This window comes from Geobacillus sp. YHL (assembly GCF_022341265.1).
Lineage (GTDB): Bacteria > Bacillota > Bacilli > Bacillales > Anoxybacillaceae > Geobacillus > Geobacillus thermoleovorans.
Genome location: NZ_JAEIGB010000029.1, coordinates 1 through 21,963 on the forward strand (window position 1 = coordinate 1; position 21,963 = coordinate 21,963).

Annotated in this window: 25 protein-coding genes, 1 tRNA gene and 1 rRNA gene; 10 read left to right on the top strand and 17 right to left on the bottom strand. The window is 54.3% G+C overall.

From position 1 onward, the window contains the following. A 16S ribosomal RNA gene (locus JCR24_RS16205) occupies window positions 1-100 on the bottom strand; the annotation flags it as partial. A gap of 408 nt (window positions 101-508) precedes the next feature. Then, a complete protein-coding gene (locus tag JCR24_RS16210) occupies window positions 509-676 on the bottom strand; it encodes a hypothetical protein (RefSeq protein ID WP_223810850.1) in 168 nt (55 codons plus the stop codon). A gap of 89 nt (window positions 677-765) precedes the next feature. On the opposite strand from JCR24_RS16210, the gene JCR24_RS16215 reads away from it, so the two are divergent. Continuing rightward, entirely contained in the window at window positions 766-1,584 is an 819-nt protein-coding gene (locus JCR24_RS16215; RefSeq protein ID WP_011232385.1) for a protein-glutamine gamma-glutamyltransferase, read from the top strand. On the opposite strand, the gene JCR24_RS16220 is transcribed toward JCR24_RS16215, so the two are convergent. Next, window positions 1,555-2,463: a DMT family transporter gene (locus JCR24_RS16220; protein ID WP_033026097.1), complete on the bottom strand. Its 909-nt coding sequence runs from the start codon at window positions 2,461-2,463 to the stop codon at window positions 1,555-1,557. The two genes, JCR24_RS16215 and JCR24_RS16220, sit on opposite strands and share 30 nt — an antisense overlap. A gap of 126 nt (window positions 2,464-2,589) precedes the next feature. Here JCR24_RS16220 and JCR24_RS16225 point away from each other — a divergent pair, with 126 nt between their 5' ends. Further along, a complete protein-coding gene (locus JCR24_RS16225) occupies window positions 2,590-3,267 on the top strand; it encodes an MgtC/SapB family protein (protein WP_011232387.1) in 678 nt (225 codons plus the stop codon). Window positions 3,268-3,339: 72 nt separating this feature from the next. Then, window positions 3,340-3,412: transfer RNA gene (locus tag JCR24_RS16230), tRNA-Ala, on the top strand. A 231-nt stretch (window positions 3,413-3,643) separates the two neighbouring features. Here the strand turns inward: JCR24_RS16230 and JCR24_RS16235 are convergent. Continuing rightward, on the bottom strand, window positions 3,644-4,945 hold the full coding sequence (locus JCR24_RS16235) for a DnaD domain protein (RefSeq protein WP_014196631.1): 1,302 nt from the start codon (window positions 4,943-4,945) through the stop codon (window positions 3,644-3,646). Window positions 4,946-5,182: 237 nt separating this feature from the next. On the opposite strand from JCR24_RS16235, the gene JCR24_RS16240 reads away from it, so the two are divergent. Next, complete coding sequence (locus JCR24_RS16240) at window positions 5,183-6,064, top strand: thermonuclease family protein (protein WP_013144372.1); 882 nt, start codon at window positions 5,183-5,185, stop codon at window positions 6,062-6,064. Between the two features lie 212 nt (window positions 6,065-6,276). Here JCR24_RS16240 and JCR24_RS16245 read toward each other — a convergent pair whose 3' ends face one another. After that, window positions 6,277-6,528: a hypothetical protein gene (locus tag JCR24_RS16245; protein ID WP_011232390.1), complete on the bottom strand. Its 252-nt coding sequence runs from the start codon at window positions 6,526-6,528 to the stop codon at window positions 6,277-6,279. Between the two features lie 57 nt (window positions 6,529-6,585). Beyond that, window positions 6,586-7,086 (bottom strand): GNAT family N-acetyltransferase, encoded by a 501-nt coding sequence (locus tag JCR24_RS16250; RefSeq protein WP_015375705.1) that lies wholly within the window; start codon window positions 7,084-7,086, stop codon window positions 6,586-6,588. A gap of 99 nt (window positions 7,087-7,185) precedes the next feature. On the opposite strand from JCR24_RS16250, the gene JCR24_RS16255 reads away from it, so the two are divergent. Further along, window positions 7,186-8,361 (top strand): MFS transporter, encoded by a 1,176-nt coding sequence (locus JCR24_RS16255; RefSeq protein WP_021321915.1) that lies wholly within the window; start codon window positions 7,186-7,188, stop codon window positions 8,359-8,361. 272 nt (window positions 8,362-8,633) lie between these two features. Here JCR24_RS16255 and JCR24_RS16260 read toward each other — a convergent pair whose 3' ends face one another. Further along, the gene (locus JCR24_RS16260; protein ID WP_013144368.1) at window positions 8,634-8,822 is read right to left on the bottom strand and encodes an H-type small acid-soluble spore protein; all 189 of its coding nucleotides are present in this window, start codon (window positions 8,820-8,822) and stop codon (window positions 8,634-8,636) included. Window positions 8,823-8,933: 111 nt separating this feature from the next. Here JCR24_RS16260 and JCR24_RS16265 point away from each other — a divergent pair, with 111 nt between their 5' ends. Next, on the top strand, window positions 8,934-9,929 hold the full coding sequence (locus JCR24_RS16265) for a potassium channel family protein (RefSeq protein ID WP_015375707.1): 996 nt from the start codon (window positions 8,934-8,936) through the stop codon (window positions 9,927-9,929). Here the strand turns inward: JCR24_RS16265 and JCR24_RS16270 are convergent. The 3 genes from JCR24_RS16270 to JCR24_RS16280 form a co-directional block, all read right to left on the bottom strand. After that, entirely contained in the window at window positions 9,926-10,330 is a 405-nt protein-coding gene (locus tag JCR24_RS16270; protein WP_013144366.1) for a YugN-like family protein, read from the bottom strand. The two genes, JCR24_RS16265 and JCR24_RS16270, sit on opposite strands and share 4 nt — an antisense overlap. A 277-nt stretch (window positions 10,331-10,607) precedes the next feature. Next, the gene (locus tag JCR24_RS16275; protein ID WP_011232395.1) at window positions 10,608-11,957 is read right to left on the bottom strand and encodes a glucose-6-phosphate isomerase; all 1,350 of its coding nucleotides are present in this window, start codon (window positions 11,955-11,957) and stop codon (window positions 10,608-10,610) included. A gap of 513 nt (window positions 11,958-12,470) precedes the next feature. Beyond that, complete coding sequence (locus JCR24_RS16280; RefSeq protein ID WP_238981014.1) at window positions 12,471-13,634, bottom strand: iron-containing alcohol dehydrogenase; 1,164 nt, start codon at window positions 13,632-13,634, stop codon at window positions 12,471-12,473. A gap of 148 nt (window positions 13,635-13,782) precedes the next feature. Here JCR24_RS16280 and JCR24_RS16285 point away from each other — a divergent pair, with 148 nt between their 5' ends. Next, window positions 13,783-14,016 (top strand): DUF378 domain-containing protein, encoded by a 234-nt coding sequence (locus JCR24_RS16285; protein WP_011232397.1) that lies wholly within the window; start codon window positions 13,783-13,785, stop codon window positions 14,014-14,016. Window positions 14,017-14,120: 104 nt separating this feature from the next. Here the strand turns inward: JCR24_RS16285 and yugI are convergent, their stop codons facing one another. The 4 genes from yugI to JCR24_RS16305 form a co-directional block, all read right to left on the bottom strand. Beyond that, on the bottom strand, window positions 14,121-14,486 hold the full coding sequence (gene yugI / locus JCR24_RS16290; RefSeq protein ID WP_013144364.1) for a S1 domain-containing post-transcriptional regulator GSP13: 366 nt from the start codon (window positions 14,484-14,486) through the stop codon (window positions 14,121-14,123). A gap of 105 nt (window positions 14,487-14,591) precedes the next feature. Continuing rightward, window positions 14,592-15,764: an aminotransferase gene (locus tag JCR24_RS16295; protein ID WP_238981015.1), complete on the bottom strand. Its 1,173-nt coding sequence runs from the start codon at window positions 15,762-15,764 to the stop codon at window positions 14,592-14,594. Continuing rightward, a complete protein-coding gene (locus JCR24_RS16300) occupies window positions 15,761-16,261 on the bottom strand; it encodes an Lrp/AsnC family transcriptional regulator (protein ID WP_015375711.1) in 501 nt (166 codons plus the stop codon). The genes JCR24_RS16295 and JCR24_RS16300 overlap by 4 nt, the downstream gene beginning before the upstream one ends. A gap of 54 nt (window positions 16,262-16,315) precedes the next feature. Then, complete coding sequence (locus JCR24_RS16305; protein ID WP_011232401.1) at window positions 16,316-16,579, bottom strand: DUF1871 family protein; 264 nt, start codon at window positions 16,577-16,579, stop codon at window positions 16,316-16,318. A gap of 151 nt (window positions 16,580-16,730) precedes the next feature. On the opposite strand from JCR24_RS16305, the gene JCR24_RS16310 reads away from it, so the two are divergent. Next, the gene (locus JCR24_RS16310) at window positions 16,731-17,906 is read left to right on the top strand and encodes a MalY/PatB family protein (RefSeq protein WP_033026176.1); all 1,176 of its coding nucleotides are present in this window, start codon (window positions 16,731-16,733) and stop codon (window positions 17,904-17,906) included. A 406-nt stretch (window positions 17,907-18,312) separates the two neighbouring features. On the opposite strand, the gene JCR24_RS16315 is transcribed toward JCR24_RS16310, so the two are convergent. From JCR24_RS16315 to kapD, 3 genes are all read right to left on the bottom strand, one after another. Beyond that, a complete protein-coding gene (locus JCR24_RS16315) occupies window positions 18,313-18,837 on the bottom strand; it encodes a superoxide dismutase family protein (protein WP_015375713.1) in 525 nt (174 codons plus the stop codon). A gap of 55 nt (window positions 18,838-18,892) precedes the next feature. Beyond that, entirely contained in the window at window positions 18,893-19,108 is a 216-nt protein-coding gene (locus JCR24_RS16320; protein ID WP_011232404.1) for a hypothetical protein, read from the bottom strand. Between the two features lie 77 nt (window positions 19,109-19,185). After that, window positions 19,186-19,806 carry a 3'-5' exonuclease KapD gene (gene kapD / locus JCR24_RS16325; RefSeq protein WP_238981016.1) on the bottom strand — a complete coding sequence of 207 codons (621 nt, stop codon included), beginning with the start codon at window positions 19,804-19,806 and terminating at the stop codon, window positions 19,186-19,188. Window positions 19,807-20,177: 371 nt separating this feature from the next. On the opposite strand from kapD, the gene JCR24_RS16330 reads away from it, so the two are divergent. Continuing rightward, window positions 20,178-20,615 carry a phage terminase large subunit family protein gene (locus tag JCR24_RS16330; protein ID WP_238981017.1) on the top strand — a complete coding sequence of 146 codons (438 nt, stop codon included), beginning with the start codon at window positions 20,178-20,180 and terminating at the stop codon, window positions 20,613-20,615. 20 nt (window positions 20,616-20,635) lie between these two features. Beyond that, entirely contained in the window at window positions 20,636-21,958 is a 1,323-nt protein-coding gene (locus tag JCR24_RS16335; RefSeq protein ID WP_238981018.1) for an ArsB/NhaD family transporter, read from the top strand. Window positions 21,959-21,963: the final 5 nt, after the last annotated feature.

Here is a 21,963-nt window from a genome sequence, read left to right on the forward strand (position 1 = left end):
CTGACCAAATCAGAGCAAGCTCCGATCCGGTCCGCTCGACTTGCATGTATTAGGCACGCCGCCAGCGTTCGTCCTGAGCCAGGATCAAACTCTCCAAAGAAAGTTGATTGGCTTTTTGCTTCAACCGCAGCACCAAAGGCGCTAAACGGCCTCAGCTTTTCTTTCGCGCTTCGTTTCGTTCAGTTTTCAAGGAACAAGCTTTCGACTGTTTTGTCTCTCTCAAACAGCTCTTTTATGTTAGCATAACATCTTTTTGGATGTCAACTGCTTTTTTGCTTCGCATCGCTGTCAAACAACCTCTTTGATCAGCGACGTTTTCTAATATACCACCTTAACTCGAAAAAAGCAATACCTTTTTTAAAAAAATTTTAGGACGCGCTGATCCATCCCCGTTCCCTCTTCTCCATCCCACAGGAAAGCGTTCTTTTCCTAAAAAAGGGGAATGAACACCGGCGCGAGTGCATACATTTCTTCTATGGCATCGCTATATAGATGCGATTGGACGCCTTCACATCGACGGCTTTTGCAGAGCGACTGGATGGACTGTCAGGCGACCGAACAACGCCGCTTCCAGCCCCACGCCTGGGTCTGTGAAGCAGGTAGTCGTTCCGTCTTCCGCCACGCCAAGGTGCGGCGAAGAAGACGGCTGTTTGCCTCGGGCGGTCGAAATAGGCAAGCGACTTTTTTCGTCAAGGACGTGGAGAACTTTTCCGTTTTGCATCTATATCGTTGTTGCGATCCTTTCATCAAGGAGGCTTCTTCACTTTGATTCGCGTGTTATCACCAATCAACTTTGACGTTTCTAGTTCGTTTTCGCTTCCGGCCAGCGAACAACGAATCTTAGATGCCCTTGTTTCCTCGCCTAAGTTGTATACGTATGCAAATAAACACCAGCTTCGATTTGAAATCGCCTTGCGCGACCGCATTGTTCGGGCGGCGGGCGAGTTGGCGAAAAGCCGGGCGCGGTTTGCCATTTTCCGTTTTTCGCGCTGCAACAGCGATTTTTGGACGCGGGACGAGCGCGGCGGCTTCCGTCTTCGCCCAGATGTCACGGCTTCCGAAGCGATTCAGGACATTTTTGTCCATAGCGAGCGATACGCGTTTGAATGCGCGACCGCGATCGTCATCGTGTTTTACAAGGCCGTGCTTGACGTAATCGATCCAGCGGCATTCAACCGGCTGTTTGCGGATTTGCTGCTGTATGACTGGCATACCGACCGGGATCTTGGCATTCAAACAAAAAAAGATGAACACTTTCTCCCCGGAGATTGCCTCTATTTTAAAAACCCGGAATTCGATCCGTTGACGCCGCAATGGCAAGGGGAAAATGCCATTTACTTAGGCGACGGCTTCTTTTACGGGCATGGCATCGGCATTCAAACAAAGGAGGGCATCATCGCCGCGCTCAATCGAAAACGAAAGCGGGGAGCCACGAAATCCGCTTACCTGCTTCCCGATATCACGCAAGTCGATTTCGCTTATTTGTCCCAATTCGCCCGCGGCTTCGATGAATTCCGCCTGCCGATCCGCCGCTCTTCCTTTATCTTTGGAACGCTAGGGTCCGCTGCGTTCTTGCACCGTTAGCGGACCTTTTTCGTTTTTCTCCCACAAATACAGGGCGATTCCTGTTAAAATAAAAATACCGCCGATCCATTGAAACGGACGGATCGGTTCGCCAAACAGCCAGTAGGCCAAGGCGGAAGCGCCGATCGGTTCAAATAAAATCGCCATCGACACCGTCGAGGCGCTGACCCATTTGACCGCCCAGTTCATCACCGAATGGCCGAGCAGCGTTGGAATGACGGCGAGGACGAGAAAACAAAGCCAATCCGTCAGCTGATACGCCGTCAGCGAAAGGCGAAACAGCATCGCGTACAGCCACAACACCGCCGCGCTGATGCTATAGACGATATAGGTATACGTCATCAATGACAACCGTTGTCGCACCTCTTGGCCGAACAGCCAATACGCCGTGACAAACGCGCACGCAAGCAGCGCCAATCCATCGCCGTACAGCGCTTCCCCGCTGACGCGGAAGTCTCCCCAGCTGATGAGGATGCTGCCGATCATGGCCAACACCGCGCTCCCGACCGCGCCGACGGTCAACCGTTCGCGGAAAAACAACGCGCCGCCTGCGAAGGCAAACAGCGGCTGCAGCGTCACAAGCACGACCGAACTGGCGACGGATGTATAGTCGAGCGATTCAAACCAAAGGATAAAATGAAAGGCAAGCAAAACCCCAGAACAAAGCGAAAACAGCCAATCGCGCCGGGAGACGCCTCGGAGTTCGCTTCGATGCCGGAGGAACAACGGCGTCATGATGGCGACGGCCAAAAAGAGCCGATAAAAGGCGATCACCGCGGACGGCGCCTGCGACCATTTGACGAAAATGGCCGATGTTGACACGGCAAGCGCGCCGATGAATAGAGCGGCATAAGCCTTTGCTGTGCTTGGCGGCTTCATGTTTCTGCCAACTCACTTTCTACGAAAAGGAGTGTGCGCCCTGATCTACCACTTTCATGCGGAAGGGCGGACAAAAATGGTTCACGAACGTTTTCTTACATTATACCATGAACGAGGTGAGAAACGATGATGTTTGATCCGTTCCTCAAACTAGGGATTTCCGCCATTCTCGGGCTGATCATTGGGCTGGAACGGGAATTGAAGCGAAAACCGGTCGGTTTGAAAACGTGTCTTGTGATTTCCATTTCCAGCTGCTTGCTTACAATCGTTTCGATCGAATCGGCGTACGTCTTTCCGCTCAAAGACCATATTACGATGGACCCGCTTCGACTGGCGGCGCAAATTGTGTCCGGGGTCGGTTTTTTAGGAGCAGGCGTCATTTTGCGCCGCGGCAACGACAGCATCACCGGGCTGACGACCGCCGCGATCATTTGGGGGGCGGCAGGGATTGGAGTAGCGGTCGGCGCAGGCTTCTATTGGGAATCGGCGTTCGGCGTCGCGCTTCTCATTGTCAGTGTGGAACTCATTCCGTTTTTGATCAATTTTTTTGGACCAAAGCAGCTGCGCGAAAAAGAGGTGCTGTTGCAAATCACCGTGGCGGACGCCAAAAACATTACAAAGGTCATCGACCATTTAAAACAACAGGACATCAACATTAAAACGATGCGCATTAAAGACGTTGAAGAGAATGAACATTTGCTGAAACTAAGAGCCGTCATTGACCAAAAGCGCTCGACCGCCGAACTTTACTACGTCATCCGCTCCATTGACGATGTCGTGCACGTTGATATTGAAAGCGGGTGATCAAAAAAGGATTGCAATTGTCCGCATCCATATATATAATGGGACATGGACAGATCATCCATATCCTTTTTTGGGGCATTAGCTCAGTTGGGAGAGCGTCGTGCTGGCAGCGCGAAGGTCACCGGTTCGAGCCCGGTATGCTCCATTTGCCCAACCCTTGCCGTGCAAGGGTTTTTTATTTTCGTTTCGGGAGATGGCGATGAGCCATCCCCCTGTGAACAAATTCCCAAAAGAAGCCTCCCACCATCTAAACGTGAAGGGGCGCCAGCACCAGTGAACGACCTGACTGAACCTCAAATCGTGGGGCACACAAGAAATCGCTCGGTTCACGTCCCGTCATGAGATGAGACTCCTCGGACTCTTACGCCCTTCGGCTTCATCCGTCCGGGTTGGTTTTGTATTTTTTCAGACGTTCCTCCAACTCACGGCGCGCCTGCTCGATGTCAAAGTCGTCGTCTTCCGGCTGGCTGTAATCCATCTTCAGCCAATCCGGCACGATCTCGGTGCGGATCGGTTTCCGCATCGTTCTGCCGCCATCGGATGAAGGCGGGGCGGATCGTTGCTTCATCCGCTCTTTTCGAAACGCCAACCGCGCGGCGCGCACTTCGTCCACGGTGCGATACCCTTTTTCCGTCCAGTCGCGCAAAATCGTTTCCACGTACACCCACCGTTTGGCGCCGTTTTCCACCGCGATTTTCAATGCTTCCAACACCAATTCCTCGGACGCATCGTCCACCCATGCATTGATCTTTTCCCGCAAATAATCGCCGATCACGCCAAACCCGTTTTCCTCACAGAAGCGAACGATCTCCTTGTATGTGCGCACGCGCGCGTCTTCTTCGTCTTCTCTTTTGATCTCTGATGTCATCTCTGTTGTCGTCTCTGGTATTGGTCTTGTCAAATTGAGCACCTCGACCGCCCAGTTTGACCAGCTGGATGGTTCATTTTGCGCAAATGGACGGACTGTTTCGCCCATCGTCTGCTCATTTTGGCCGATCGAAACGCCATCGTAAACGGCCGAAATCTGATCTTGTTGAATCGTCGAAACGCTGCTTTGCCTCATCGACCCCCCATCTTCAGTGGGCAAAACCCTATTTTGAACCGTCAAAATGCCATCTTGAGCCGTCAACATCCCCCCTTGAACCACAGAAGCGCCGCCTTGAACGGCCGAGATGCCATCTTGCACAATCGAATCCCCATCGTGCGTCGTCAAACCCTCATCGTGAACGAACGAAACCCCGTTTTGAGTGAACGAAACCGCACCTTGAACGATCGAAACACCATTGTGCGCGGTCATCACGCCATCATCTGCCGCCTGCCCATGTTGTCCGTCCGACATTTCTGATATTTCTTTCGTTATTTCAGCCAGTTTGTCATAGTCGATCCGATACCATTTCGTTTTATCGATCTTGGAGCGGTTGAAATTCGCCGCGACGATGATCCCCATTTTTTCCAGTTTAAGAATGATCCGGCGAATCGTGCTTTCCGACCAGAACGGGAATTGTCGCTGCCAGTCTGCATACGTGTTGTACACCCACTTATAGCCGTCATGGACGTTTTCGCTTTTCTTGAGCCAATAATGCAGCTGCTGAACAACGATGCTTTCGTTCAACCCGATCGCCAAAGCGAGTTGCGGCAAAATGACCAACGGTTGATCATCGAAAAGCAAGTTGGACATGTCATCCTCTCCCCCTCAGACGAGATGTTTCCTCATCGTTCCACTTTTTTGATAAACTTTATCGTGAACGAACGCAAACCGCCTAACAGCGCGATAACGGCCATATTGGCTTGATTTTTCGCTGAAAAACGGAAAAAACCGGCATAACATGTGCGATCGTGTGCTGAAACCCATCCATTGCGGACATCCGGTTTTTGTTCAAGAGGAAGAAATGCTTTTCGAGTGGAGGGATCGTTTTTGAAACGAATGGTCATATTCTTGTTTTGTTTCCTGTTGATGTTCCCGATTTCCGCTTTTGCCCACCCTGGCGAGCTTGATGAGTTGGGCGGGCACTTCCGCGGCAGCGACTGCGTGTATTTGCTCCATGAGCCGACTGCGCTGGCGAAGCAGGCGAAAACGAAACAAGAGCTTGTCCAGCTTATTCAAACATACAACGGCAATGAACGATGCAAGCGGCATCTCACCCCAGAGCGAATCGACCTGGACGGCCATACACTGGGGAAGAAAGAAGATCGTTCTACGTTGCGCCTTGGCCGCACCTACCCGGCTGAATTGGTCGAGTGCATCGACGGCGATACGGCGAAATTCCGCGTCAACGGCCATGTATACACGACGAGGTTTTTGTTCATTGATACGCCGGAGAGCACGATCCAAGTCGAACCGTATGGGAAAGAAGCAAGCCGGTTTACATGTTCCCGCTTGCATCAAGGGAACATTTTGCTTGAGACCGACGGAGACGCGCTGTTTGACAAATACCAGCGGCTGCTCGCCTGGGTGTGGGTCGGCAAGCGCCTGCTGCAAGAAGACCTCGCCAAAGCCGGACTTGTCGAAGACTTTTATGACTATGGCGATTACAAATACGAAGCGCGCGTCCGCAAGGCGTACGAGGAGGCGAAACGAACCGGAGCGGGCATGTACGGCAAGCGTGCCGCTGGAGAGAGGGAGGGGGCAGGGACGGAAACGCGGCCGCAGACGAAGGAAAAGACGGCCAAGACCGATCACCCGCCAGCTTTGGAGAACAAAACGCCGCTCGAACGATCCGGCCGTCCGGTTCTTTATACGCTGCTTGGCCTAGCGGCGGCCGCCGCGCTCTATTGGCTCATCCGCCGGTTGACATGATCAACGGCCGGTGATGGAACGAATATCAGGCTTTGCAACAATGTTTTTCAAATTGAAAAAACCTTGCAGCGCCGCAGTTTCATCCCTTGAGCTTTCTCACGAACGGATCGAGCGAATCCGTTGGGTTTCGCCGGCCTTCTGGGGAAAAGAAAAAGCCTGTCCCCAGCGGGCAGGCCTTTTCTTCAACGTTTTCACCTCGTTTTCTTTCTCCCTCATTGCCTCGGCAGCAGCTCTTCAATGCCGTCCGGGCCGCTTTCCATCCGCGCCGGCGACTCGCCGAGCCGCCGAAATCCGTATTTCTCAAGGCGCATGATTTGTTCGTCGGTCAAGTCTGCATATGCGACAACGGACGGCGTGCCAGACGATTTGTAAATCAAATTGCCGGTCACCGGGCATTGAAACGCGTCAGCGACAAATCCTTCCCCATCTTGGATCGTAAACAGCCGAATCGGCATGACGTTCATATCCTTCCCTCTTTCCGTTCATCCTCATTACTTATGACTTCCCCGCCTCCCCCCATTCTATACAAGCCGTTTGCCGACAATGACCAAATCGCGTTCCACGCCGTCCAATTCCGCCACGCGCGGAAAATATCCCCATCGTTCAAATCCGAAGCGGGAGAAAAGCCGCAAACTTGGTTCATTATGCGCAAAAATAAAGCCGAGCAGCGTCTTGATCCCAAGTTCGGGCGCCCGTTCGACCGCCCGCTCGAGCAGCTTCGTCCCAAGCCCCCGGCCGCGGTGCGTTTCGGCGATATAAATGCTTACCTCCGCCGTATGGCGGTACGCCGGGCGGCCGTAAAACGACTGAAAGCTGAGCCAGGCGCAAACCGCGCCGTCGTCCTCGACGACCCAAAGCGGACGATTGTGCGGGTCATGGGCCTCAAACCACGCCCGCCGGCTTTCGACCGACACCGGCTCCAAGTCCGCCGTCACCATCCGGCTTGGGATCGTTTCATTATAAATGCGGACGATGTGCGGCAAATCCGCCGCGGCCGCATCGCGGATCAAACATGATTCCATCTTTCCATCTCCCCTTTTGCAAACAGTCATTTTATTTCCATCAGTGAAAAAAGCGAGAGTATAATGATACATATGTACAAACAAAGAAAGGGGAAAGAGATGAAACGCCAGCTTGTCGTCTATCTTGTGTCGCTCGCCGCGTTTCTCGGCCCGTTTACGCAAACGATTTACACTCCTATTTTACCAGAAGTGCGGGAGGCGTTTGCGACTTCTTCGTTTTTGATCAACTTGACGATTTCCATTTTCACTTTCTTCCTGGCGATGATGCAAATCGTCTATGGCCCGCTCACCGACCGGAAAGGACGGAGGACGGTGCTGCTTGGCGGCATCGTCATCTACATCGCCGCTTCGCTCGGCTGTTTTTTCTCAACATCCATTTATGCGCTCTTGTTTTTCCGCGCCTTGCAAGCCGTTGGCATCGCAGCCGGGTCGGTCGTCGCCGCCACGGTCATCGGCGACTTGTTCACCGGCAAAGAGCGCGGGCGGGCGATGGGGACGTTTCAAATGATGGTCTCACTTGGCCCTGTCGTCGGGCCGATCGTCGGCGGCTTTTTGGCAGAGCATTTTCCATTTCGCACCGTCTTTTTGGCGCTTGTGGCCGTCGGCGGCTTAGTTGGTGCCGGCAATTTCCTGCTGCTGAAGGAAACGAAACCGGAAACGGCCGTTTCGTCCCCGTTTCGCCTCTCCGACTTCGCTTCAGTGCTCCGCCGCCGTGCCGGGTCGTCGATCGTTCTGCTTGGATTTGTTCAATATTACTCGCTGTATAATTTTCTCGTCTTTTTGCCCAGCATCTTGACGGATCGGTACGGTCTGTCGGCGCAGGAAAAAGGGACGGTGTACTTGGCGATGTCGTCCATGATCGTCATCGGCAGCTTCCTCGGCGGGCGCCTTCAAGGACGCTTCCCGGAGCGGCGCATCCTCTTGGCGGCATCGTACTTGACCGTGCTGTCCATTTTCTTTTTCTTGATCGCGGCCCAACGATCGCTTTCGCTGCTTGTTTTGGCCATCGCCTTGTTCGGCTTGTTTTTAGGCCTTTCGCTCCCAGTGCAGACGACCGTACTGACGAACGTTTTTCAAGCGAACCGCTCGACAGCGATCGGCGTGTACAACTTTTTCCGCTATATGGGCATGGCGTTCGGACCAATGATCGGCAGCGCGCTGTTTGCCGCTGGAGGGTATCATCTCGTCTACGGAATCGATGATATTCTCTTTTTCGCCTGCGCCTTGCTGTTGACGGTGCGCGTTGCCCGGACGCGCCGCCAATCCGCTGTCTGACAAAACGAAGCCGCTTGCCCGACATGTCGTTCGGCAAGCGGCGGATTTCCCCGTCTTTCGCTCCATCAACGTTTCATCCGATGTCTACGTCCTTGCACCGACTCCCTCTGATTGTCGTCTGAAAAGCCGTCTTGTTCACGAAACAGACGGCGAACAACAACCGTTTTCTTGCGGGCCGCCCGGACGCTTCATGCCGGAAAACTCCTTTACTCGAACCAAGCGCGCTCGGGAAACGCAAGAAGGCTCCCGCACTGTCAGCCGGCCTCCCCTTTTCACTCCCGCTCTTCCGTCAATTCCGAAACCGGCACATCCCGGCGCTCATGAAGCCGGCCATCGCGCAAATGGACGGTCGCCGTCTGTTTTTCTTCATCATACCCGTCAATCCATACCGACACGCCGTTGTAATATACCGGGATATCGGCAGGGGAAGAAACGATTTGTTTGACACGGTTCATATCCATGACCACTGTCCCCTTTCTGTGATGTTCCGTTTCCTAGTATGGGAAAAAACAGGAATGTTTATGCAAAAACGGCTCACACTAAAAAAGACAAAAGCAAAAGAGGGGTGGACGATGAGAACAAGGAACGTGCTGTTATCGTATTGGCGCTGGCCGCCCGTGCTTCGTCTGTTTGTCTCGGCAAGCGCGTTGATCGTGCTGTTTGGCGCGCTGATGCGCTTCATTGAACCAGAGACGTTCCGCACGGTGTTCGACGGCGTGTGGTGGGCGATCGTGACGTCGGCGACAATCGGCTACGGCGACATCGTCCCGAAAACGGTCGCCGGAAAACTCGCGGCCATTGGGCTTATCATCCTTGGCACCGGCATCCTCACCGCTTATTTCGCTTCCGTCTCCGCCGCGGCCGCCGCCCGGGAAACCGCCTTTACAAGCGGACAGCTCCGGTATACAGAGCGCGGCCATGCGGTGATCGTCGGCTGGAACGAGCGGGCGCGCGAGGTGCTGCTCCGCCTCGCGCGGCACGACGCCTCCATGCGCTTCGTTCTCATCGACGCCACTGTTCCGTCCCACCCGCTTCTGAACGCGCCGGTTCATTTCATTAAAGGAACGGCAAGCGACGATGCGGTGCTGGAGAAGGCCAATATTCAAGAAGCGCGTTTTTTGCTCATCACCGCCGATCCGCATAAAGCGGAAGCGGAAGCCGATAAAGATACGATTGTCACGCTGCTTGCCGCCAAAAGCCTCAACCCGTCGGTGTACGCCATCGTGGAAATCCTAACGGGCCGAAACGTCCAGAACGCCTTCCGCGCCGGGGCGGATGAGGTGATTCAGACAAACTTGCTGGCGAGTTTCGCCATGGCCGCCAGCCTTCGCTCGCCGGGCGCCGCCAGCGTGTGGGAGACGGCGCTTTACCGCCTGGACGGACAGACGCTCTGCCTTCTCGAGCCAGACGAACAGCAAATCGGCCAGCCATTCGCCGCCGTTCAACAGCAGCTGCTCAAGCAAAACGTGACGCTGCTTGGCGTCATCCATGGAGATCACGGAGCGATTTCCGTTGCACCGGACCGCCCGATTCAACCAAGCGATCGCCTGTTCGCGCTTGCCCCTTAATCGAGCAGGCGGCGCTCCAGTTCTTGGACAAGCGCCTTTCCGACGGAAATGTATCGCTCGGGTACGGTCGCATCCGGGTCTTGCGGCTCGGCAAACTGATTGAATGAGGCGCTGATGTTGCCGACATCGGCGAAATCATCGATGCCCCGTTGGTATTTATGCGCAAGCAAAAACGGCCGCCCAAGCTCCACCGTCGTTCCGTGCGAATCAAGCTGCCCGTCGACCGCCCGAAACGGCACGCGCAAAAACTGATAGCCCGCGTCATCGGCGATTTTGTAGTCGAAATAGCCGTGATCGTAGTCCCACCCGCCGCCGATTGTATATCCCATTGGTTTTAATTGCTCTTCCAAATGGTACAGTTGAAATTGTTTTCCTTCCAAACGCGATGGCATTTCAATCATGCACAATCCCTCCTTTCTTTTATCGTTTCCCGTTCGGCGGGGATTATTTGTCCGCAGCAGCTTCAGACGCTTGGCGAAAAACGGCAGGGAGCAATAAACCCTCGCCCGGGCGTTGTGCGGCCGAACGACCCGGTTCATGTATAACAAAACACCTCTTCCCCCGCAAAAGGGAAGAGGCGCTTTTTCCGTCGTTCCGTCCGCCATTTTGGGCGCGACTCGGGTCGAGCCGCGAGTCATCTCCCCCGAGAAAACAGCGGCTTGGCGATGGAACACGTTGTTATTTCAACCGTTTCTCCAGTTCTTCCTTCAGCTGCTCATAGCCTGGTTTGCCGAGGAGGGCGAACATATTCTTTTTGTATGCTTCCACTCCCGGTTGGTCAAATGGATTCACCCCGAGCAAGTAGCCGCTCATGGCGCATGCTTTTTCAAAGAAGTAGACAAGGTAGCCGAACGTATATTCATCGAGCTTCGGCAACGTGATGACCAAGTTCGGCACGCCGCCGTCCGTATGGGCGAGCAGCGTCCCTTCGAACGCTTTTGTGTTGACGAAATCAACCGTTTTTCCCGCCAAATAGTTCAGCCCGTCGAGGTCGTTTTCTTCGGCTTCAATGATCAGCTCATGACGCGGTTCTTCCAGCTTCAACACTGTTTCAAACAAATCGCGGCGCCCTTCTTGAATGTATTGGCCGAGCGAATGCAAATCGGTCGAGAAATCAGCGGAAGCCGGGTAAATGCCTTTTTGATCCTTCCCTTCGCTTTCGCCGAACAGCTGCTTCCACCATTCGGCGAAATAGTGCAGCGCTGGTTCGTAGTTGACGAGCAGCTCGATCGTTTTCCCTTTGTTGTACAAAATGTTGCGGATGGCGGCGTATTGGTAAGCGGCGTTTTCCTCAAGCTCCGAGGAGCTGAAATCGTCACGCGCTTTGGCCGCTCCTTCCATCATGGCGTTAATGTCCGCGCCGCTTGCGGCAATCGGCAGCAACCCGACCGCCGTCAGCACCGAGTAGCGGCCGCCGATGTCATCCGGAATGACAAACGTCTCGTACCCTTCCTCATTGGCGAGCGTCCGAAGCGCGCCGCGCTTGCTGTCCGTCGTCGCGTAAATGCGGCGGCGCGCTTCCTCTTTGCCGTATTTCTCCTCAAGCAGCTTGCGGAAAATGCGGAAGGCGATCGCCGGCTCGGTCGTCGTCCCCGATTTGGAAATGACGTTGATCGAGAAGTCTTTCCCTTCCAAGAAATCGATGACGTCTTTCATATACGTCGAGCTGATGTTGTTGCCGACAAAAATGATTTGCGGCGTTTTCCGCTTTTCTTTTGGCAAGGCGTTGTAAAACGAATGGTGCAGCATCTCGATCGCCGCCCGCGCGCCAAGGTACGAGCCGCCGATGCCGATGACGACAAGAACATCAGAGTCCGATTGGATTTTTTTCGCCGCCTCCTTGATGCGTGCGAATTCTTCTTTGTCATAGTCGACCGGCCAGTCAAGCCAGCCTAAAAAGTCGCTTCCAACACCGGTTTTTTCATGAAGCGAATGATGCGCGACTTTCACGGCATCACGCAAGTATGTAAGCTCATGTTCGCCAAAAAAGGCGAGCGCTTTGGAATAGTCAAAGCGAATGTGGGTCATCGATTTCCGCCTCCCCTTCAAGAATCATTGCCTTCTTTCACTTTAGCGGAATAAACAAGGGAAATCAAGCAGCCCACCTTTTTTGGAAACGGATTCATTTTTCGCCATGTTCGCCGCGCCGATTTCCTTGCGTGACACCTGGAGGGATGGTGATGCAACGAAAAAGACAGCTTATCCCAACCATTTTTCAATTAGAGAAACCTTGTGAAGTTCGTCTTCTTTCCTGATGAAACGCCGCCGATTTGGGAACAAAACTCGTTTTTCACCAGCCTTCTAGGGGCTCAGGCTGCTCGCCTCAAGAAACGTAATCAACGTTGTGCTTTTTCCTCATTCGAGAACCATGGATTCGGGCGAGGCGGCTGTTTTTCGCGCCCTCCTCCCTTTCCGCCGTCCTGCGGGATTGGGAGCGCACCCAGGCAAACCAAGAAAATAGGAAAAGCGCCAGCTCAGGCAGATTCCGTCGCCGAGCCGGCGCCATCATCGATTGATTCGCGAAACCGCCGCATCGCCTCATTACAGGGAAGCGCGCAAAATGGCGAGCACATCATCGCGGTTCAATGTTTTGAAACGGCCGAACTCGCCAAACGCCATCGCTTTATCGGCCATCAGCTCCAAGTTTTCCTCGCCGATGCCATAGTCCGCAAGCCGCGACGGCGCCCCGAGGCTCGACCAGAACTCGCGCAGCCGCTCGATGCCTTCAAGCGCCACATCCCGCTCCGATTTGCCCGCCGGATCGACATCAAAGACGCGCACCGCGAGCTGGGCGAAACGGCTGACATTTTCATCGAGCACATACTTCATCCAGTTCGGGAACAAAATCGCCAATCCCCCGGCGTGCGGGATGTCATACACGGCGGAAACGGCATGCTCAATATTGTGCGTCGCCCAGTCGCCGCGGACGCCCATTTGCAAGAAGCCGTTTAAGGCGATCGTGCCCGAGTACATGATCGTCTCGCGCAGCTCGTAGTTTTCCAAATCGTTGATCAGTTTGGGCGCCGTTTCGATCACGGTTTTCAACACCGCTTCACACATCCGGTCTTGCAATGGTGTGTTCGGCGTATGGTGGAAATATTGCTCAAACACATGCGACATCATATCGACAATGCCGTAAACCGTATGGTCTTTCGGAACGGTCATCGTATACGTCGGATCCAAAATCGAAAATTGCGGGAACGTAAACGGGCTGCCCCAGCCGTATTTTTCTTTCGTCTCCCAGTTTGTGATCACCGAACCAGAATTCATCTCCGACCCGGTCGCCGCCAGCGTCAAGACGACGCCAAACGGCAGGGCGCCGGTGACGGGCGCTTTTTTCGTGATAAACTCCCACGGATCGCCATCGAATTTCGCCCCGGCGGCGATCGCTTTCGTGCAGTCGATGACGCTGCCGCCGCCAACCGCCAGCAAAAATTCGACGCCTTCCCGCTTGCAAATGTCCACCCCTTTTCTTACGGTCGAGACGCGCGGGTTCGGTTCGACGCCTGGCAGTTCGATGACCTCGGCGCCAATATTCCCCAATATCTTCATGACTTCCTCATACAATCCGTTTCGTTTGATGCTGCCGCCGCCATACACGAGCAGCACTTTCTTGCCGTAGCGCGGCACTTCTTCTTTGAGACGTTCGAGCTGCCCTTTTCCGAAAATCAGTTTCGTCGGGTTGCGGAAAATAAACTCTTGCATATGGATGCCCTCCTTTTCCTGAATCTATTATGGCAGCGCCTGCCACCGGTTGTAAAGCCAACTGCTTTGGCGGCAAACGATGCATATTTTTCACGACTGCGATTCATCCTATAAGTTGAAAAGAAATTTTCCAAAGGAGGCAAACAAGATGGGAGCATTGCAGCGCATTGCGCTATTGTTGACCATTATCGGCGCCATTAACTGGGGACTGATCGGCTTTTTCCAATTTGACTTAGTCGCCGCCATTTTCGGCGGCCAAGACTCCGTTTGGTCGCGCATCATCTACAGCTTGGTCGGCATCGCCGGCTTGATCAACTTGGCGCTGCTGTTCAAACCGGCCGAAGAGCTTGGGCGCACTGAACCGAAAACATCGCGCACATGACGGAAAACCATTGGGACACTCACCGCCTGACGGTGGGTGTCTTATTTTTTTGCGCCTCTCCCGGCCTCAAAGCGTCATGGACTCTCACCGTTTGGGGCGCAGGGTTATGGTTTCGGCCAATTTTCTTTCTTGGACTGCTCAATCCATTCGCGCAGTTTTTCCTTCAACGGGCGAAACCCCGACTTGAGCGGCATTTTCATGCGCATATGGCGTTTTTCCTTTTCCCCGGCGGGTTCAAGCGCCTTTAGGGACAGGCTCGCCCTCCTCGCCTTTCGATCGACGTCCAACACCTTGACCGTCACTTCATCCCCGACATGGACGTAATCGCGCACATCTTTCACAAATTGATGGGAAATTTCAGAAATATGGATCAGCCCTTGCATGCCGTCCTCAAGCTGGACGAACGCGCCATACGGCTGAATGCCCGTCACCTTCCCTTTCACGATCGCTCCTCGTTTGATCGTTGACAAGCGAAACACTCCTATTGATGAATTTCGTCTATGTTTCTGTATTATAACATAGACCGACAGCAAACCCCAAAAAAAGATGTCCCGCCGACGGCGGAACATCCCCAGTTACAGGCGCGCCAAAAACCGTTTCATTCGCTTAATGGCTTCTTGCAGCTGTTCGAGCGATGAAGCGTATGAACAGCGGATATAGCCTTCCCCGCTTTGGCCGAAGACGTTGCCGGGGACGACCGCTACTTTTTCTTCGATGAGCAGCCGCTCAGCAAACTGCTCCGACGTCAAACCGGTCGGCTTGATGGACGGGAAAGCGTAAAACGCGCCGCCCGGCAAATGGCACGGCAGCCCGATTTCATTGAGCGAGGCGACGAAATAGTTGCGCCGCCGCCGGTAGCTGTTGCGCATCTCGGCGACATCGCGCTCTCCGCTGCGAAGCGCCTCAAGCGCCCCGTATTGCGCCATCGTCGGCGCGCACATCATGGCATACTGATGGATTTTCAACATCGCCTGCAAAATCTCGTCAGGCGCTGCCGCAAACCCGAGCCGCCATCCGGTCATCGCAAACCCTTTGGAAAAACCGGAAATCAAAATCGTCCGCTCGCGCATGCCGCTAACAGCGGCCATGCTCGTGTACTCTCCTTCATACGTCAGCTCGGCGTAAATTTCATCGGCAATGACGAGCAAGTCATGCGCCTCAGCCAGACGGGCGATCGCTTCAAGCTCCGTGCGGCTCTGCACCGTTCCGGTCGGGTTGTTCGGCGAGCAGATGATGACCGCCTTCGTCCGCTCGGTGATCGCCCGTTCAAGGTGCACCGGATTGAGCTGAAACTTGTCTTCGCCAGACGTGTGAACGGCCACCGGTTTCCCGCCCGCGAGCACGACAAGCGGCTCGTAGGCGACAAAACTCGGTTCGACGATGATCACTTCATCGCCCGGGTTGATGATCGCCCTAAGCGCCAAGTCGATGGCCTGGCTCGCCCCGACCGTCACTAAAATTTCTGTCTCCGGACAGTAGTCGACATGAAACTTGCGGCGCAAATAAGCGGCGATTTCTTGTCGGAGCTCCAAGAGCCCGGCGTTGGCCGTATACGACGTATAGCCTTGCTCGAGCGACAAAATGCTCGCTTCGCGAATGCTCCAGGACGTGACAAAATCCGGCTCGCCGACGCCGAGCGAAATAACACCCTCCATGCCGGAAGCGAGATCGAAAAAGCGGCGGATGCCGGATGGCTTCAAGCCCGCAACCGTCTTGGACACGTACGTTTTTCTCGTTTGCGGCTTCATGGCGACACCACGATGCGGCGATCTTGATCTCCTTGGTCAAAGACGATGCCATCGTGTTTGTATTTTTTCAAAATGAAATGGGTCGTCGTTGAAATGACAGAATCGAGCGTCGACAGCTTCTCGGAAACAAATTGGGCGATTTCCGCCATCGAACGCCCTTCGATCACGACCGATAAGTCGTAGGCGCCGGACATTAAGTACACCGATTTCACTTCCGGGAATCGGTAAATGCGTTCCGCCACCTCGTCAAAGCCGACGCCGCGCTTCGGGGTCACCTTGACGTCGATCATCGCCGTCACCCCTTCGCGTCCGTCCGCCTTCCGCCAGTCAATGAGCGCCGTATATTGCACGATCACTTTCGCCTCTTCCAGCTTTCGAACCAATGCTTCCGTTTCCTCGACCGGCAAATCGATCATCTTCGCCAGCACATCGATCGGCGTTCGCGCGTCTTTTTCCAATATTTCGATAATTTCCAGCTCTTTTTCGCTCAATTTCACGCAGCATCCCTCCATTTCATCAGTCGGTTTCGCCAAGCCGGCTCCCTGTCGTCATCACGGGAGCGGACAGGACGCCGCTTGCTTTAATTCAAGCAGCCGGCGGGCGAGTTTTAGGCAGTCGGGAAAAGGAATCGGCTCGTCAAAGGCGAATTCATATATGGACTGAATGCGGGCGGCCAACGTGCGGGCGTCTTCCGTCTCATACACCGCCTGGAGCACGCTGGCCGCCTCGACGTCGTAGGCGTCTTTTCCAAGGCCAAACGGGTCCCAGGCGCCGATCCATTCAAGAAGAAGCCGATTCAACTGTCGTCCGTCCATGCCGCCGCCATCCACCTTTCTTGATGCTATGATATAACCCATTATAAGCCATCGATTCGAAAAAAAGAAGGGAGAAGATGCAACAATGTTTCCATTCGATGAAGGGAAAGGACCGCATCGTTCGCGTGCTGAGAAAGGAGAAGGCGCGATCATGTTTCCGTTCGACCGCGTCATCGACCGCCGGGGCACGCTGTCGGTGAAATGGGATGACGTTCATCGCGTGTTCGGCCGCGAAGACGTATGGCCGATGTGGGTCGCCGACATGGATTTTCCCGCACCGAAAGAAGTGCAAGAAGCGCTGCGGCAACGGGTGGAGCACGGCGTGTTCGGCTACACCGTCATTCCCGATTCACTCAAAGAAGCGGTGTGCCAATGGCTTGAACGCCGTCATGACTGGACGATCGATCCGTCTTGGCTCGTGTTTGCTCACGGCGTCGTGCCGGCGGTCGCCGCCGCCATCGAAGCGTTTTCCGAACCAGGGGATCGCATCATCGTTTTTTCCCCGGTCTACCGGCCGCTGTTTGATCTCGTCCGCCGCCATGACCGCACGCTTCTATTCAGTCCGCTGCGCCTTGAGGAAGACAACTATGCGATCGACTGGGACGACTTGGAGCGAAAGCTGCCCGATGCCAAACTTCTCATCCTTTGCCATCCGCACAACCCGGGAGGCAAATCATGGACAAAAGAAGAACTCGAACGGCTGGGAGAACTTTGCCTCAAGCACGGCGTCTTCGTCCTTTCCGACGAAATCCACGCCGATTTGACGCTCCCGCCAGCCAAACACACGCCGTTTGCCTCCCTCCACCCAGAGCTGGCCGCGCAAAGCGCCACGTTCCGCGCGCCGACGAAAACGTTCAACCTCGCCGGTTTGCAGGCAGCGGAAGTCATCCTTCCCGACGAATCGCGGCGCCGGGCGTTCCGCCGCGTCCAGCAGCGGCACGGCTTTTTTACGCTGAATGCGTTCGCCATCGTCGGAGCGGAAGCGGCCTACCGCCATGGCGGACCGTGGCTTGACGCCTTGCTTGATTACTTGCGGCAAAACATCGACATGACGGTTGCCTATTTAGCGGAACACTTGCCGCCGCTTCGCCCCGTCCGGCCGCAGGCGACGTATCTTGTCTGGATCGACTGCCGCGGCCTTGGCCTTTCCGAGGCGGAGCTGAAGCGTCGGCTCCTTGAAACAGGAAAACTCGCCGTCGAGTTCGGCAGCAAATTCGGCCAGGAAGGCGTCGGCTTCATCCGTTTGAATATCGCCTGCCCGCGCCCGACGCTGGAAGAAGGGCTGCGGCGGCTGGCGACGGCGCTGCGCTATATAGATGCAATTTAAAGCTTTAACATTTTTCGTTTTTACCGGTCATTTCATCCAACTGTCGAGTGACCGAACAACACCGCTTAAAGACCCATGAATGGGTCTTTAAGCGAGTCGTTGTTCGGTCTTCCGTCACGCCTTAGCGTGACGGAGGCAAGCCTACGGCTTGCCTTCGACAGTCAAAAATGGATGAGCCACTTTTCCGTCAAGGATATGTTAAACGATTTCGTTGCATCTATATAGCTTTGCACCAAAGAAGAGCGGCCAAGCGGATGGCGAAAGGGAAAAGAAGCAGCGCCGGACCTGTTGCTCCGTTCCGCCATCCATGTGCAGCAGAAGCTGTGCAACCGTCACTTTCTCGCATTTGCCATGCGAAGCGTTGCCCCGGCAACGTGAAACAGGGGCCCGCGCGCGAGCCCCTGTTTCACGACGACTTGATTTCCCCGCAGGCGATCCGTCCGCCGGCGTCTCCCGCCGGCTGGGTCATGCCGTCGTCTTTCTTGGCGTGAATGACGATCGATGTTCCGTCTTTCGTAAGCAGCGAGCCTTTCTCTCCTTCTTTCAGCGTCACATTGGGCGCCTTCAACTCGACGTTGACCGTGCCGTCATCCTTCACAATAATGTTCGGCAAATCGCCGGCATGCGCCCCCTCCGGGTGGAGAAGGCCATGCTTTTTCCCGTCCGGATTGTAATGACCGCCGGCCGATTGGAAATCGGGCGGTTTGCAGCTTCCGTTTTCATGGATGTGAATGGCGTGCTCTCCCGGCGGGAGGCCTTCCAAGTCAAGCTTCAGCCGCACCCCTTCCGCCTGTTCAGTCAACTCGATCGTACCGATCGAATCGCCATCCGCATTGATCATCTCCACCGTCCGGCTCGTTCCATTCTCTTGGCCGCAGCCGGACAACACGAGCGCTGCCGCCAGCACCACACCGTACGTTTTTCGCAACACGAACCACCCTCCAGCATCACTTGTTATCCGCCAGTATTGCCGGAGGGTGGCTCGTTTATACTCCGGGCGGCTCCTTCCGTTCCTCTCGTTTTCCAAGCAGCTGTTCTTCGAGCCGCTTCGCTTCCTTCTCCTGCCGCCGGGAGATGATGATGATGAGCCGCATCGTGAACACCGCCATCAAGAAGAAGACAGCAAACGAAATGGCTGCGGGAATGTATTCACGTTTGTCTTCTGGAAAGTACAAAAATAAATTCAGCACCGATGGCCACATAAGGAAACAACCTTTCTGCCTAAAAAATCGTCCACTTTCTATTATAACATAAAAAAAGCCGCCGCCAACGCAGCCGGCTATAAAGCGAATTTTTTTCGCAGCTGGGTCAAATCAATCCGTTCTCCAATCGTCGGCGGCTTTGTCTTCGCCAAATATTTTTTGTCGTTTTCCACCAGCCGGAAAATCGTATACGCGGTGAACGCATCATCGAGCGCGCAATGGGCTTTTCCAACCGCCTCATTGCCGTACTCTTGCACCGCCTTGCGCAGCGCGGTTTGGTTTTTGTTGCCGAAAAACCGCTTATACTCCATGGCTAAATCACGATGCTCGCCCGTGAATGGGAATTCCACTTGCGCCGATTGGCAGTTTTCCCGGAGCACTTTCATATCCATGCTCCCCCACGTCATCACTGTCGTCGGGCGTTTGCGGTCATATTGCCGAAGCAAGGAAACCAGCTCATAAAAACTCATTCCGCGGTCGATTTGTTCTTGGGTGATGTTGAGAAACGACTTGCACCGTTCCGTGAGCTGCGGAAAGCGGAGCGGCTTCACATAGGAAGAAAATTGGCCGATGATCTGATCGTCAACAACCGCGACAAGGCCGACTTCAATAATTTCCGGGCAAAACCCGTTCGGGTTTGTTTTCGTCTCCGGCATCGTAAATTCAAAATCGAGAAACAAATATTGCGGGCTGTCCATCGTCGCTTCCCCCCTTTCCGGCACGCTGTTGCCGTCCGTCTTACTATTATTATATCACGCAGAAGCGATTGTTTATTTCTTTTTTCAGAAAATGGCGAAAAAGAGGCGGATGCCGTAGGAATCAACGAAAGCCTTGGCGAAAAAGAAGAAGGGCGGATGGACGCTTCCCATTCAAGCCAATCGTTTTTTCTCCCCCACCCTTTACAAGATCGGCGAAAAACAACCATTTCCCCTAAACCGATGGTTCTTGAGTGAAGAGAAGAGCAGCATTTATAAGGTTGATGCATTGAAGAAATGCTATGGTTGAGCCGCATTTCCTGTTAAATCACCAGCCTTCTATGATATGATCAAGAAAAAGGAGGGTGGATGGGATGAAAAATGTCGTGATTCATCAGATTGTTACATGGATTTTCACCGAAGACCAACTGCGGGCGTATTGGAAAAAACAGAAGAAGAACCTTCCGTTCAGCGGGCTGACGGACCGCCAGTACATGAAACTGGCTGAAGAAATGCTTGAACATTCCTCGCACAGCCAACTTGAGCAGCATGTGCTCGGCGGCCGCTGGCGCACAAAAGATGAAGCGGAAGGAAACGTGATCGCGGAAGACGAATCGCGCGACGACATCCATGTCGAGATCATTGACACCAATGCTCCAGCCGAACCGAGGCGGCGGATGTTGATCGATCGGGTGCGCGAAATCCCTTGTCCGCATTGTTCATTTACGTTTTATGTTCGTGAAGCCGCCAGCGAGCGCAGTGATTGGACATGCCCGGCGTGCGGGAGCGGTTTTCACAACATGACGACATAACTGGAAAGGGAGGAGTACGAATGGATCATTCTGCCGCACACGTGTCAAATCTTCAATATTATTTTGCCATTGCCGTTTTCTTGGTTGTATACGCGATCATCATTTCTGAAAAAATCCACCGCGCGGTCATCGCCTTGCTCGGGGCGGCGCTCATGGTCATCTTCGGCATCGTTGACATCGAAAAAGCGTTCACCCACCATATTGAGTGGGGAACGATCACGCTGCTGATCGGAATGATGATCTTGGTCGGCATTACGAGCAAGTCCGGCTTTTTTCAATACATGGCCATTAAAGCAGCGAAACTCGCCAAAGGCCGCCCGGTCCGCATTTTGGTGATGCTTTCACTGTTGACCGGGCTGTTGTCGGCGTTTTTGGACAACGTGACCACCGTGCTGCTTGTCGTGCCGGTGACGTTTTCAATTACACGGATGCTCCAAGTCAACCCCGTTCCCTATTTGATTTCTGAAGTGCTCTTATCCAATATCGGCGGCACGGCGACATTGATCGGCGACCCGCCGAACATTATGATCGGCTCGGCGAACAAGCATCTCGATTTCAACGCTTTCTTGTTCAACTTGACGCCAATCGTCATCGTCATCGCCATTGTGACGGTCGCGCTGCTCGCATTCGTTTACCGCAAGCAGCTGAAAACCGATCCAACGTTGATTCAAAAGCTGATGGCGCTTCGCGATGCCGACTACATTCAAGACGCCAAACTGATGCGCAAATCGGTCGCCGTGCTCGGGCTGACCATCCTTGGCTTTATTTTTCATTCGGTCATTCATGTCGATGCGGCCGTCATCGCCATGACCGGAGCGGTCGTGCTCATGCTCATCGCCGTGCCGGAGCACGAACTGGAGGATGTCTTTCATTCGATCGAATGGGGCACGATTTTCTTTTTCGCCGGTCTGTTCGTCTTGGTCGGTGGGCTCGTTGACATCGGCCTGATCAAATTATTGGCCGAAAAAACGCTCGATGTCACTGGCGGCGATATTTCCACGGCCGCTTATTTCATCCTTTGGCTGTCCGGCGTCGCCTCAGCGACGATCGACAACATCCCGTTCGTCGCCACGATGATCCCGCTCATTCAAGATATGGCAGTCGGCATGGGACTGTCTCCAGACGCCCCGCAGATTGACGTGCTGTGGTGGGCCTTGTCTCTTGGCGCCTGCCTCGGCGGAAACGGGACGCTCATCGGCGCCTCGGCGAATGTGATTGTCGCCGGCATGGCCTCGCGCGAAGGGCATGGCTTTACGTACGTTGATTTTTTGAAAATCGGCGCGCCGCTCACGCTCATTGCCTTGCTCCTGTCGCATGCCTATTTATGGCTGCGCTATTTATAGCGTCC